Genomic DNA, 13,732 nt, shown 5'->3' with positions numbered 1-13,732 from the left:
AGTCCATTATTTTTTTAATAAAGTTAACGCATGACATGCGCCATTACTTTCATATTCTCTATATTTAAAGAACTGACTAAAACCACCACCTTATGTTTAAACAAATAATATTAGTTACGGTAATTACATTCGTAGGCTTACTAACTATTAATGCCCAATCATTTGAAGGAGATGGCCCACACTCTCAATTAATAATTAGAGGGGTAATGCTTATTAACGGGAATGGGGCTCCACCACAAGGTCCTATTGATATTGTCGTTGAAAATAATATTATAAAAGATATTAAAGTAGTGGGATATCCAGGCGTAGCCATCGATGATTCTAAACGACCTCAACTAAAATTAGGCGGCAAAGAGCTAGATTGTACAGGCATGTACTTAATGCCAGGCTTTATTGATATGCATACTCATATTGGAGGTGATGCGCAAGGTGCCGATCCAGATTATGTTTTTAAACTTTGGATGGCACATGGGGTAACCACCGTAAGAGAAGTTGCCGGAAGAGGTATTGATGTAACGCTAGATTTAAAACGAAAAAGCGAGAGAAATGAAATTATCGCACCACGTATAATTTCCTATACCGCTTTTGGGCAAACAAGCAAGTCTTTTAATCCGTTGAACGATCTTCCAATTTCTACTACAGATCAAGCTCGTGAATGGGTACGAGCGAATGCAAAAAAAGGAGCAGACGGAATTAAATTTTTTGGTGCAGAACCAGATATTATGGCTGCAGCACTTGATGAAAATAAAAAATTAGGACTTGGGTCTGCTTGCCATCACGCACAAATGAGCGTTGCTAGATGGAATGTACTTCATTCGGCAAGAGCAGGGCTAACTTCTATGGAGCATTGGTATGGATTGCCAGAGGCATTATTTGATGATCGAACAGTACAAGATTTTCCTCTTGACTATAATTACCAAAACGAACAACATCGTTTTGAAAATGCTGGTAAATTATGGGCTCAGGCGGCAGAACCATACTCCGAACATTGGAACAATGTGATGAATGAATTATTGGCATTGGATTTTACCATGGATCCTACATTTAATATTTATGAAGCAAGTAGGGATTTACAACGTGCAAGACGTGCCGAGTGGCATGAAGACTATACATTACCTTCTCTTTGGGAGTTTTATCAACCTAGCAAAGTATCTCATGGCTCTTACTGGCATGATTGGGGGACTGAGCAAGAAGTTCAATGGAGAAAGAACTACGACCTTTGGATGACCTTTATCAATGAATACAAAAATAGAGGTGGTCGCGTAACCACAGGCTCCGATTCCGGATTTATATTTCAACTCTATGGTTTTGCCTATATACGTGAACTCGAGTTAATGCGTGAAGCGGGCTTTCATCCATTAGAAATTATTCAATCTGCGACATTAAACGGAGCAGAAGCCTTAGGCTTAGATGATAAACTAGGAACAGTGACTATTGGTAAATTAGCAGACTTTGTTGTAGTAGAAGAAAATCCGCTTCAAAATTTAAAAGTATTGTATGGTACGGGAGCTATAAAACTGACCGATGATAATGAGGTGGTTCGTATTGGTGGTGTAAAATATACTATTAAAGACGGAATCGTGTATGACTCCAAAGCCCTATTGGCAGACGTAAAACGTCAAGTTGATGAGGCCAAGGCCAAATCAAATTATACAATTAAGCAGCCTGGAATTAAAAATTAATACTTCCTTTTGTTTACTGGTACTTTAATTGCACGAAGTTGCTTTTTGTCTTTTGAAGTAAAAGAAATAGCTACAAGTACAATTAGAACAGGTATTAAAAGTGTTAGTAACATCATAATTCTAAATTTAAAAGGTGCTTCAGTGCACCTTTTTTAATATTGCAAAGATTATGCCAACTTACCATAACTCTTTTTGGTAATGAAAGCTAATTCTCTATTTACTCTAGAATTTTTATATCTATACAAACGAGCTACTGAAGTTTCAGTATTGATTGTAAACGTTTTCTTATACTCAGTACTATTAAAGCCATCAACCATAACAATACCCATTTCAATAGTGTCAACTTTATCATCTGTTTGAGGAGTTTGTGCCATTGCTAATGCTCCGGCGAAAATTATTATAAGTATGGTAAATATTGCTTTCATATCTGAATGTTGAACAATATAAAGATACCCGCAGCCTAGTAATTAAGGCTTTCAACCTCGCTGAACTACTATAATTTTCGGCTAGTGTAGATTTTTATGATGAACCGATAAAAAGTATCGATGAATGGTTTCTGGTCTAAAAACAACACACCGATATGATATGTAGTTTGTCGATATTTTTTAAAAAAACTTCTGGTACGACATTAAAGAACCATTATATGTGGTGTTCTAAAATATAGTCTGATTAAATTGGAATATAGTTGCCTATGAAACAATAGGGCTGAAAATAAACTCTGAAAAGAAAATATATTATTTGTTCCTACCTCTTTTTCCGTAGTTCTTATCACCACGAGTTTTTGGTTTAGAATATTTCTTTTTAATAATGCGTTGATAAGACCCTCCCTGATTTTCTTTCCTATTCTTTTCTGATTTCTCATGAAAACTAGCTCCACGCTCATCCTCATCTATATTTAAAGGATTTTCACGTTCTCTATGTTTAGGTTGCTCGTCGAAAGTCAATTTTGTTGCTACTTCCACATCGCTTGGTAAGTCCAATAAATTAACTTGCTGTAACATCAAATCTTCGATGGCATATTTTGCTTCCTCTTCATTAGGCGTGAATAATAAAATAGAAGTCCCCTCTTTCTCTGCCCTACCAGTTCTTCCGATACGGTGCATATAGTTTTCGGGATAAATAGGGGTGTCAAAATTGATGACATGAGAAATTTCTTGAAGATCTAATCCACGAGCCATTACATCTGTAGTGACCAAAATACGGTTCTTACCCTCATCAAACTGATTAATAGAACGTAACCTATAATTTTGAGTTTTATTAGAATGAATGATACAAATCTCTTCACTAAAAAATTCTGCTAGCTCTTTAAACAATAAGTCTGCACTTCGTTTGCTAGACACAAATACCAAGACCTTATGGTATTCCTCTTCTTTCTGAAGTAAATTCACTAACAAATTTACCTTTGTGTAAAAATTAGGAATAGCATAACCGAATTGGGTAATATTCTCTAAAGGAGTACCACTTACGGCGATAGATATTTTTTGTACCCCCGTAAAGAAGTCTGTTATAAATAGTTCGATATCATCAGTCATAGTGGCAGAAAACATGATATTCTGTCTTCTAATCGGTAACAATTCAAAAATATTAACCAATTGAAACCGAAACCCAAGGTCTAACATGACATCGACCTCATCGATTACAAGTTTTTTAACTGATTTTAATTGAACTGCCTTAGTTAAAATTAAGTCGTATAACCTTGCCGGTGTAGCAACCAAAATATCGGTACCTAAAGCCAATGCGTCTTTTTGGCGCAACATACTTTTACCACCGAAAACTCCCAATACGCGAATACCAGAATATTTAGCCAGTTTTTCAGCTTCCTCAACTACTTGTACAACCAACTCTCGTGTAGGAACCAGAATCACCACCTTAGGATGAATCTCTTTAGAAAAAGATAATGTATTTAAAATAGGAAGTAAATACGCAAATGTTTTTCCTGTACCCGTCTGCGCGATACCGACAATATCACTACCACTCATTACAATTGGAAAAGCTTTCTCTTGAATAGGCGTAGTATTTTCAAAACCTAAATCGGCCAAGGCTTTCTCTAAGTTTTTAGAAATCTTTAAATCGGTAAACAACGCCATAAGAATCACTTTTGTATTTCAAATGCAAAGCTATGCGGATTTGTTGACAAATCACGTTATCTAAGCTAATTATCGATTTTAACCTACTATATTATAATATAGAAGACCAATAAATAGGATATGAACTTATTTTGATTGTATCTAAATCAACAAATCAAATGCTATTTTTTATATATTAAACTCTTTAATTAACTGATTTTAAGGGAAATAATAAAGTTTTGTATGCCTTGCAAAATATTTATAGCTTCTACTTCTTCCTAGCCGCTTTGAATTCGCTACCATCATACCATTTCGGGAAATAATCTTCATTCGCTAATTTTAATCCAATGGTATAAAATAATTGAAGGTCTAATTGAACCCCACTTAATTCAGTAGTTTCGGCATTGTACTCGTCAGAAACTTGATGATAATTATTGATATTATAATAAGTACTCAGTTCTTTTACTTCTTCTATACTTTTATCGAAACCTTCATAAGTACCACTTGCGTATAAAGCAGGAATACCAATTTTCGCAAAATTAAAATGGTCGGATCTAAAGAAATATCCTTTTTCAGCTTCGGGATCTGGTATGATATATCTGTTTTGTTTAAGTGCCTCCGCTTCGGCATATTCATCCATTTCTGAATGCCCATAACCCGTAATGGTTAAATCTTTCATTTTCCCCGGACTAGCCAATGCATCCATATTAATATTCGCAACTGATTTTTTTGGGTCAAAAATTGGATTTTCTGCGTAAAAGGCCGACCCTAACAACCCTTGTTCTTCTCCCGTAAGCGCTATAAAAACAATAGACCGTTTTGTATTATCACTTTTCTTGAATGCTTCTGCAATAGCCAATAACCCTGCAGTGCCAGAAGCATTATCAATAGCTCCATTATATATTGAGTCACCTTCAATGGGTTTACCAACCCCTAAATGATCCCAATGTGCTGAATAAATTAGTACTTCATCTTTCCTGTCTGTACCTGGTATCATTGCTACTACATTTTTAGAGACGTCTTTTTTAATTTCATTTTTAACAGAAACGGAAACATTTAAGCCTAATGGAGTTGGTTTAAAGTCTTTAGTTCTAGAAAGAGCTTTGTAATCTTGACCTTTCATAGCCGAAGCCTCAAACATTTTTTGAGCGCTCTCGCTACTTATCCAAGACTCTACTTCTAACTTGGGCAGATCGCTCGCAATGGTTAATCTAGCACCTGTCCAACTAGATTCTATAACATTCCAACCATACGAAGCCGGCTCGGTATCATGTAGTATGATAACTCCCGCAGCACCTTGTCGTGCAGCTTCTTCATATTTGTAGGTCCATCGTCCATAATAGGTCATTTCGTTCCCTTTAAACAATGTTGAATCCCCAGATTTAAAACCTGGGTCATTTATTAGCACTACCGCTGTTTTACCTTTCCAATCTATTCCTTCATAATCATTCCAGCCATATTCTGGAGCCACTACACCATAACCTGCAAATACAAGTTCTGAATTTTCAAGACCAACATCTGTGACTGCTTTATTTGTAGTAGCCACAAAATCTTTTAAGTAGTCTAAATTGAACTTTTCATTTTTTCCGGAAATCACCATATGTTCTGAAGGCGCACCTGTAATTTCTACCATGGGAACATCTTGAAAGTAGCTATCACCGTTACCAGGTGAAAGTCCTAATTTTTCAAATTCATCTTTTAGATAGTTAACCGTTAAAACTTCACCTTCAGTAAATGGTTTTCTACCAAGAAACTCATCTGAGGCAAGACGTTCAATATGATTACCAATCGTTGTTTTCTCAACTTCAACTACTTCTGTAGTTGGCTTATTGTCGGTTTCACAACCAATAAAAGATATGATTAGTAAAAATTTAAAAAAATTATTCATAATTGAAATTTTAAATATGTGTTCGTTAAGGTAGATAGAATACAAATGAAAGAAAGATTAATGGCAACATATTTTAATTGATACATTTTGATTTTGATCGTTTCATTTTCTCCCATCAAATAGATTCAATTAGTCACTACTCGAAAACATGGTTAGGTTAAACTGACACCTAACTTAATCACGTTCCTTATCAAGTTGTTCTTTTTTATCCTCAGCTCTTTGAAGTAACAAATCTAAATCACCTCTATCGAAATATTTTCCGTTATTGATAACGGCATATATATCTTGTGTTGATTCAATATTGACCAAAGGATTAGTGTTCAAAATCACTATATCTGCTTGCTTACCTGATTCTATAGAAGCCATAGTGTTTGTCTTCCCCATTAATTCTGCTCCGTTAATAGTTGCACTTTGCAATATCTGTAGCGGAGTCAAACCTGCTTCTTGAAACAATACCAATTCTTCATGTAGCGATTGTGCTGGATACACATAAGTATTTAAAGCAGCAGCATCACTACCTGCTAATATTTTAATACCTGCTTTTTGAATATATGGTAATTGCTTTGCTATTAATTGAAAACGGTCTTTTCGCGTCTGCTTCTCCTCTGGGGTGTCGTTCGCCATTCTACCAATTCTCCATTCGTATTTTGATGTAAAACGATTCGTCAAAAAGGTTAAAAACTCATCATTTTCATGATTATCTTCATCTAAATAAGCGAGTTGTTTACCTCCAATTAATGTTGGGGTAATTGCTACATTGATTTCACCCAATTTTTGGTAAGCTAGGTTTGCTGTATCTTGATTAAAACCAGATGCATACATTTCATTAGCAAGTTCTTTTGTAATCTTTCCTGATTTCAATTTCTCAACAATATTCTTCTCATCACTACCTAATCGCAATGCATAACTGGCATGTTCTATACTAGTGAAACCTTCATCGACCACTTCTTGTATTGTAAGATCTATCGGAATGTGACCAGAAACCATGAAACCTCGTTTTTTAGCTTCTTGAACACTCTTTAAAAATAAAGGTCCGGGTAAGGTATTTTCTGTGATTTTCACCAAATCAACTTTATAGTCCTCTAATTTATCTAGCATTTGGCCTAATTCTTCTTCATTGGCAATTTCTAAATCTCCTTTCCATATAGAATTAATACCTTCTAGTTTTCTCCCCGCTGTAAAAATCTGAGGACCTAGAATCTTGTTTTGTTCTATCTCATCTCGCCAAGCAAGAACCTGTTCTCCCAAATCACTCGCCATATCACGAACCGTAGTTACACCATAAGCAATAAACACTGGAAGTAACACCAAGTTATCCTCTATCAAATCTTCACCTTCAATATGAACATGCATATCCCACAGACCTGGAATTATGAATTTATTGGTTGCATCGAATTGATGATTAGTATTGACCGCTGATTTTAGAACCTCATAATCTCCGATGGATTTTATCATTCCGCTGTCAATAAGTATAGCCTTGTCCTTTAGAGTTTCACCATTAATGACATTGATTATATTACCGTTGTACACCAATATAGCTTCGGCAGATAATTTATTGGAGGCCTTTTTTCCGGAAGTGCAGGATAATACTAGTAACCCGATTATTAAAATTGAGGATAATAATTTTCTTTTCATAGAAGAGGTTTTGGTTTTGTTTAATTGGTCAGGATACTGTGTTTTACTCTAGTTTTCACCAAATACATTATTGCCACCAATATACGTTTTTAACACATGTACATCTTTAATTTCATTCGGTTCAATGGTGAATAAATCTTCACTAAGAATAACAAAATCAGCCAATTTACCTGGTTCTAAAGTTCCTTTTATATTTTCATCGAATGAGCTATATGCTACATTATTTGTGTATGCCATTAAAGCTTCTGACACGGTAATTTTTTGCTCCGGAACCCAGCCATCAGGGTTTTTACCATCTGTAGTTTGACGAGTAGCAGCTGCATAAATCCCATAAATTGGAGAGGCAGGTGCAACAGGCCAATCACTACTAAAAACTAACGTTGTATTTGCATCTAATAAAGATTTAAAAGCATAGGTAGTTTTAATACGTTCCTTACCAATAAGTTCTTCTGCCCACCTACCATCATCGATAGCATGATAAGGCTGCATACTTGCAATAATATTAAGTTTAGAAAATCGATTGATATCATCAATAGCTAAATGCTGTGCATGCTCAATTCTAAATCGTCTGTCTCTATTACCGTTTTCTTCAATAACCCGTTCGAAAGTGTTCAATATGGTATTATTCGCTCTGTCACCAATGGCATGAACTGTAACTTGTAATTCATTGTTATCTGCATTTGAAACCCATTGATACAAACTATCTACATCAACTATAAAGAGACCTTTATCTTCCAATTTATCTAAATAAGGCTCATTGAATGCTGCAGTATGTGAACCTAATGAGCCGTCTACAAAACCTTTCATCAAGCCATTTTTCAACCATTTTGGTTCATTGGTAGTTTTAGGTTTAGATTTCCAGTTTTTTAAGGGGTCGGCAGAATAAACTCTGATTTTTAATTTCTTAGCAGAGTTCATTGTTTTTAAAACTTCATAGCCTCCTAAACTATCTACATCATGAATAGACGTAACTCCTTGAGAAATTAAATAATCTTGAGCAGCATTTATTGCTACTTCCTTTTGAACATTAGTAAGGGATGGTATTTTATTCAAAACCAAATACATAGCCTCGCTTTTTAAAATGCCAGTAGGAGTGCCATCAGAGTTTTTAACAATTTCACCATTTTCTACATTGGCAGTATTCTTATCTATACCTGCAATTTTCAAAGCTGCTGAATTGGCTAAAATCATATGCCCATCCATTCTATAAATTGCAACAGGATTTTCACCGGTAAATTCATCAATCCATTCTTTTCTAGGCAGTTCTCCACCCCAAAGTGTATGGTCCCAATTTCCCTCAACTATCCATTGGTCAGGTTTTATATCTTTTGCGAATACAGCAATTCTATTAATGAACTCTTCTTTAGTTTTGGCATCTCTAAGTTGCACACTTAAGAGACTGTTTCCACCCATTAGTAAATGTACGTGAGTATCAATAAAACCCGGGGTGATAAATTTATTTTGAACATCAATTACTTCTGTAGATTGCCCTTGAAACTTTTGAATATCTATGGCTGAACCAATGGCAAGAATGGTATCCTCTTTAATTGCCATAGCTTCTGCTTTTTGACTATCAGAATTTCCTGTCCAAATATTCGCATTGGTAATAATGAGGTCTGCTTTTACGCTATCAGTTTCACATGAAGTTAGAAGAATCGTAATAGCAAAAGTAAAAATTAGTCGTTTTATCAAGATCATGCATAAAGATAATGAGTATATCATCTTCAGTTGAAAATTAAAAAAACAATTACCCTTTTATTTTCCTTCTTTTCTTAATACTTGTAATGGTGGACTATTTAATACCCCTCTACTATTTAATAATCCTATAGAAAGTACTAAAAGAGTAATTCCTGGTAAGACCACTAAAAATGGTACCCATGATGGTATAAATGGTGTGTCAAAAATAAAATAGGCAAGTAAAAAGCTACTTACTAAGGAAAGAAGTACACCTACCCCACTACCTAAAGCACCTAAAAACAGATATTCCAAAGCATTTATTTTTAGAATCTGTTTGCTTTGAGCTCCCAGGGTACGTAACAATACACTTTCACGTATACGCTGGTATTTGCTATTACGTACAGAGCCTATTAAAACAATAATACCCGTAAGAATACTAAAAAATGCCATAAACGTTATTACCCATGAAATCTTATCCAAAATATTTTCAATGAGTGTCACCACCTGTCGTAAATCAATAATGGAGACATTAGGAAACTTTTTTACCAGTTCACGTTGCAAATTGGCTGAGGATTTTTTGTCTGGTGCGTTTGTTGTCAAAACATGAAACTGTGGTGCATTCTCTAACACTCCTTTTGGAAATACAATTGAAAAATTGAGCTGCATACGTGCCCAATCTACTTGTCGAATATTACCAACTACGGTGGTCATCAATTTTCCCTGAACATTAAATAAAATTGTATCTCCTAGAGTTACAAGAGCATCATTAGCTACATTATCTGCTAAAGAAATTGGTATAACCTTAGCATTAGGGGTTACACTAGGTATCCACTCCCCTTCTAATAACTTTTCAGACCCAATCATAGAATCTCTATAAGTAGTTCTAAACTCATGGCTTAAGATCCATTTATTGACCCGTGTGGTACTGTCTAATCGAATATCGTTAACACTACGGTCTTTTATACGTTCCATTCGCATAGTAACAATTGGAATATTATTTATTACTGGTAAACCTTTAGGTATTATTGTATTTGCCACTGCTTCTCGCTGTTCAGTCTGTACGTCAAAAAGTATCAAATTCGGACTTTCAGCACTTGATTCGAAAGATGTTTTAGCAAGTAGAAAATCTTTAGTGAAGTATAATGTACTTATTAGAAAAGTTCCGATTCCTATTGCCAATATCAACACTACGGTTTGGTTATTAGGCCGATATAAATTCAATAAACTTTGTCGTGCTGCAAAACTCCACGATTTAGGAAAATATCGTTTTATCAATCGCATAAAAAGAATGGAAACTCCTGCTAATATGGAGAATGTAACTAAGATACCTGCCACAAAACTTGCTGCAAACGACCATCTACCTAATAACCAATATGCAAAAAGGAATACGAAAAGGACTATAGACACCATTACCCATATTTGATAAGGACGCGATTTTTTGCTGGTATCTTCCTGAACGCGCAAAACTTGCAAAGGTGAAACAAACCACGTATTAATTAAAGGAGAAAGTGCAAACAAAACTGACATACTCACCCCTAATAACAGACCCACAAAAATTGATTGATACGAAGTAGATATTTCTACTTGAAACGGCAGAAATTCTTGTAGAATTAACGGGAAAGTCTGCTGTAAAACTAGACCTATTACAGTGCCAATAAAGCCGCCCAACAATCCCATACCGGCAATTTGAAGCAAATAGATTAAAAAGGTCTGCTTACGAGTCGCTCCTAAACATTTGAGAACAGCGACCGATTTTAATTTCTCTTTAATATAAATATGAACAGAGCTAGCGATTCCTACGCACCCTAACAAAAGTGCTATAAATGCTACAAGATTTAAAAATCGCCCAACATTTTCATACCGTCGTCCTAGTCGCTGACTGGTATCTGTATGAGTATCTAAATCGGCATTTTCAGCATCTAATAAAGGATCCACCTTTTTGTTAAGTGCCTTTAAATCTATATTGGGATTTTTAAAATAATAATTATACCCTAAACGGCTTCCCCTTTGAAGAAGTCCGCTTTCTTCCATAAACCGAAATGGCACAATAATAGGTGGTGCTGCCGTTGCGCCAATACCTGTACTACCAGGTGCGGTTATTAATGAACCAATAATAGGAAAGGTACTTGTACCTAATTTTACGCTATCGCCCGGTTTTAAATTAAACTGTAACATGGCGGTAGCGTCAACTAAAGCACCACCTTTTTCTTGAAATTCAATAGCTGCATTTGCGGGCTCGGTTTCTAATTCCCCATAAAAAGGAAAACCCCCTTCAATACCACGCACCTGAACTAATTTTGTGGCTCCATTTTTTGTAAAAGCTGCCATTGAAGCAAAATTCACTTCTCTTGCATCGGCTCCACCAAGGGAATCCATCAACTGAATTACCCGTTCATTTGCTGGCTGATTACTATCGATAAGAAAATCGGCTCCCATAAGGGCTTTTGACTGTAAACCGATGTTATCTTTAAGGTTATCACTAAAAGACTGAATAGAAACGACTGCGGCTATACCCAATATAATGGAAGCCATAAACAAGAGTAAGCGCTTACCACTTGCCTTGCCATCGCGCCAAGCCATTTTCAACAACCAATTAAAGTCTGCTTTTGAAGTTCGTGTTGGTTTACTCAAGATATTGCAGAGGTTTCATTGATTACTATTTTACCACCTTTAAGTCGCAACACATGTTGGTTCAGTTTGGCCAGTTCTAAATCATGGGTGACAATAACCAATGTAGTTCCCATTTCCGTATTTAAATCGAATAGTAATTTTATCACCTTTTCTCCAGTTTCTTCATCTAAATTTCCCGTTGGTTCATCAGCAAAAAGAATTGAAGGTTTGTTTGAAAATGCTCTTGCTAATGCTACACGCTGTTGTTCCCCACCCGATAGTTGAGAAGGATAGTGATCGTGTCGATCTCCTAGACCAACTTTTATCAATAGTTCCATAGCATCTTTTGTTGCATTAGGCGCGCCTTGTAATTCTAAAGGAACACTTACATTCTCTAATGCAGTCAAAGTTGGTAGTAATTGAAAATCTTGAAAAATAAATCCGACTTTTTCATTTCTTAAAAGCGCACGCTGGTCTTCATTTAACGTACTTAATTCTTCACCGCATAGTTCTATTACACCTTCATCAATTTCATCCAATCCGGCACATAATCCTAATAACGTTGTTTTCCCACTACCGGAAGGGCCTACGATTGCAAAAGTATCCCCCTCTTCTATCGAAAATGAAATATCATCTAGTATCGTCAAATTTTTGGATCCACTCGTATACGTTTTCCTTAGGTTACGTACGTTTAATATCTTTGCCATAAATCATTTTGCTACAAGCTAACAAAATAAGCAAATGATTTTGATTCTAATAAGCAAAGACTATGTTGAAAGTATTAAAGTTTCGTTATTTTTTATTGGCATTCCTACTTATTGGATGTGGAGAACTCCCTGAAAAAAAACAGAAGGATGCCACTACAGAAGAAATTAGTATACCCCAAAACGAGGTGATTGATACTGACCAGAAAATCATCTTGTTCTATGGCAATAGTCTTACGGCTGCTTATGGTTTAGATACAAAGGAAGGATTTCCGAATCGAATACAACAACGTTTAGACTCTTTGGGATTAGAATATAAGGTCATTAATTCCGGATTGAGTGGTGAAACTACATCTGGTGGATTGAACAGACTTGATTGGGTCTTAAACCAACCCGTAGATATTTTTGTATTGGAATTAGGTGCCAATGATGGACTTAGAGGTATTCCTATTTCAGAATCGATGAATAATCTTCAGTCCATGATAGATATGGTCAAGGGTAAAAACCCCGAAACCAAAATTATTTTAGCAGGTATGCAAATACCTCCGAATATGGGTACAGATTATACTTCTCAATTTAAAGCAATGTACCCCGCATTAGCTGAGTCGAATGAAATTCTATTAATACCTTTTCTATTGGAAGGTGTAGCAGGAATACCAACATTGAATTTAGAAGATGGTATTCACCCTACTGCTGAGGGACAAAAAATAGTAACCAATAATGTTTGGGAAATTTTACAATTAGTAGTTCTACCTGAACTGGATTCAGAAGTTGTTCTGGATACCAAAGTTGAAGAAGTGAATTAAGCGAAAAGTGTTTTTTTTGTTCCTGGCCTAAATTTTAGTGCTTGTTTTATTCTAGCATTCTTCACTTTAAAAAACCTTGCCGCTGTTTGGTAACCCTGAGTATTAATTTCAGATTGGTCTATTATATCTGCCATGGGCATAACAATAGTCTGCACTTTGGTAACGGGTAACCTATCTTTAGCTTGGGACTGGGTTCCCAAACAGACAACAAGGAATAAGAAAATGATTGTACGCATAATAAGTAGGTAAATTTGGTTTGTAGATAACCGCCTCAGTGTAAGTAAACGTATTTTGAAATCGACAAGATGTTCAGTTTTTACGATGAAATGACAGCTATTCGATGTATCACCTTTTTTTGTAGTCCATTTTCCTACAAGATTTTTACCCTTTTTTAGCCCAAACAATGTATTTCATCGGGTTAATAATCTTTTTCCTACAAATATTTTTTGATTCTCAACTTGACTACATCAACACTGTTGACTTATGAGAAAGAATAGTAATTACTAAATTAAATTAGTCTGATGCCTGTTCGAGTGCTGTCGAGATTCTTTCTGTAACACAAAATTAGCAAGTGGTTTATAGCGAAATACTACTCGAAATGAATTGTCAAAAACTGAAAACTGAAAACTGAAAACTGAAAACTGAAAACTGAAAACTGAAAACT

At 35.5% G+C, this 13,732-nt stretch carries 10 protein-coding genes; 2 read left to right on the top strand and 8 right to left on the bottom strand.

The window, feature by feature from the left end; genetic code table 11:
• Positions 1-92: 92 nt before the first annotated feature.
• The gene (locus AAC084_RS18690) at positions 93-1,682 is read left to right on the top strand and encodes an amidohydrolase family protein (protein ID WP_339841797.1); all 1,590 of its coding nucleotides are present in this window, start codon (positions 93-95) and stop codon (positions 1,680-1,682) included.
• 167 nt (positions 1,683-1,849) lie between these two features.
• On the opposite strand, the gene AAC084_RS18685 is transcribed toward AAC084_RS18690, so the two are convergent.
• The 7 genes from AAC084_RS18685 to AAC084_RS18655 all read right to left on the bottom strand — a co-directional run bounded on the left by AAC084_RS18685 (position 1,850) and on the right by AAC084_RS18655 (position 12,265).
• Entirely contained in the window at positions 1,850-2,107 is a 258-nt protein-coding gene (locus tag AAC084_RS18685) for a hypothetical protein (protein WP_339841796.1), read from the bottom strand.
• A gap of 309 nt (positions 2,108-2,416) precedes the next feature.
• Positions 2,417-3,769, bottom strand: a complete 1,353-nt coding sequence (locus AAC084_RS18680; protein WP_339841794.1) for a DEAD/DEAH box helicase — start codon at positions 3,767-3,769, stop codon at positions 2,417-2,419.
• A 247-nt stretch (positions 3,770-4,016) separates the two neighbouring features.
• Positions 4,017-5,636: a M28 family metallopeptidase gene (locus AAC084_RS18675; protein WP_339841793.1), complete on the bottom strand. Its 1,620-nt coding sequence runs from the start codon at positions 5,634-5,636 to the stop codon at positions 4,017-4,019.
• Positions 5,637-5,810: 174 nt separating this feature from the next.
• Positions 5,811-7,271, bottom strand: a complete 1,461-nt coding sequence (locus AAC084_RS18670) for an amidohydrolase family protein (protein ID WP_339841792.1) — start codon at positions 7,269-7,271, stop codon at positions 5,811-5,813.
• 48 nt (positions 7,272-7,319) lie between these two features.
• The gene (locus AAC084_RS18665) at positions 7,320-8,993 is read right to left on the bottom strand and encodes an amidohydrolase (protein ID WP_339841791.1); all 1,674 of its coding nucleotides are present in this window, start codon (positions 8,991-8,993) and stop codon (positions 7,320-7,322) included.
• A 33-nt stretch (positions 8,994-9,026) separates the two neighbouring features.
• Positions 9,027-11,528 (bottom strand): FtsX-like permease family protein, encoded by a 2,502-nt coding sequence (locus AAC084_RS18660; protein ID WP_339841863.1) that lies wholly within the window; start codon positions 11,526-11,528, stop codon positions 9,027-9,029.
• 47 nt (positions 11,529-11,575) lie between these two features.
• A complete protein-coding gene (locus AAC084_RS18655) occupies positions 11,576-12,265 on the bottom strand; it encodes an ABC transporter ATP-binding protein (RefSeq protein ID WP_339841790.1) in 690 nt (229 codons plus the stop codon).
• Between the two features lie 62 nt (positions 12,266-12,327).
• Between AAC084_RS18655 and AAC084_RS18650 the strand changes: the two genes are divergently transcribed.
• Positions 12,328-13,068 (top strand): arylesterase, encoded by a 741-nt coding sequence (locus tag AAC084_RS18650; protein WP_339841789.1) that lies wholly within the window; start codon positions 12,328-12,330, stop codon positions 13,066-13,068.
• Here the strand turns inward: AAC084_RS18650 and AAC084_RS18645 are convergent.
• Positions 13,065-13,304: a hypothetical protein gene (locus AAC084_RS18645; protein WP_339841788.1), complete on the bottom strand. Its 240-nt coding sequence runs from the start codon at positions 13,302-13,304 to the stop codon at positions 13,065-13,067. The genes AAC084_RS18650 and AAC084_RS18645 overlap by 4 nt on opposite strands.
• Positions 13,305-13,732 lie beyond the last annotated feature (428 nt).

It is taken from the genome of uncultured Maribacter sp., from assembly GCF_963977385.1.
Taxonomy (GTDB): Bacteria; Bacteroidota; Bacteroidia; order Flavobacteriales; family Flavobacteriaceae; genus Maribacter.
The sequence above is the reverse complement of the archived record's forward strand: the minus strand, read 5'-3'. Positions and strand labels throughout refer to the sequence as shown.

Excerpts from the sequence above, each read along its gene's own strand:
- AAC084_RS18690 (WP_339841797.1), top strand. The coding sequence starts at position 93 with ATGTTTAAACAAATAATATTAGTTACGGTAATTACATTCGTAGGCTTA.
- AAC084_RS18685 (WP_339841796.1), bottom strand. The coding sequence starts at position 2,107 with ATGAAAGCAATATTTACCATACTTATAATAATTTTCGCCGGAGCATTA.
- AAC084_RS18680 (WP_339841794.1), bottom strand. The coding sequence starts at position 3,769 with ATGGCGTTGTTTACCGATTTAAAGATTTCTAAAAACTTAGAGAAAGCC.
- AAC084_RS18675 (WP_339841793.1), bottom strand. The coding sequence starts at position 5,636 with ATGAATAATTTTTTTAAATTTTTACTAATCATATCTTTTATTGGTTGT.
- AAC084_RS18670 (WP_339841792.1), bottom strand. The coding sequence starts at position 7,271 with ATGAAAAGAAAATTATTATCCTCAATTTTAATAATCGGGTTACTAGTA.
- AAC084_RS18665 (WP_339841791.1), bottom strand. The coding sequence starts at position 8,993 with ATGATATACTCATTATCTTTATGCATGATCTTGATAAAACGACTAATT.
- AAC084_RS18660 (WP_339841863.1), bottom strand. The coding sequence starts at position 11,528 with ATGGCTTGGCGCGATGGCAAGGCAAGTGGTAAGCGCTTACTCTTGTTT.
- AAC084_RS18655 (WP_339841790.1), bottom strand. The coding sequence starts at position 12,265 with ATGGCAAAGATATTAAACGTACGTAACCTAAGGAAAACGTATACGAGT.
- AAC084_RS18650 (WP_339841789.1), top strand. The coding sequence starts at position 12,328 with ATGTTGAAAGTATTAAAGTTTCGTTATTTTTTATTGGCATTCCTACTT.
- AAC084_RS18645 (WP_339841788.1), bottom strand. The coding sequence starts at position 13,304 with ATGCGTACAATCATTTTCTTATTCCTTGTTGTCTGTTTGGGAACCCAG.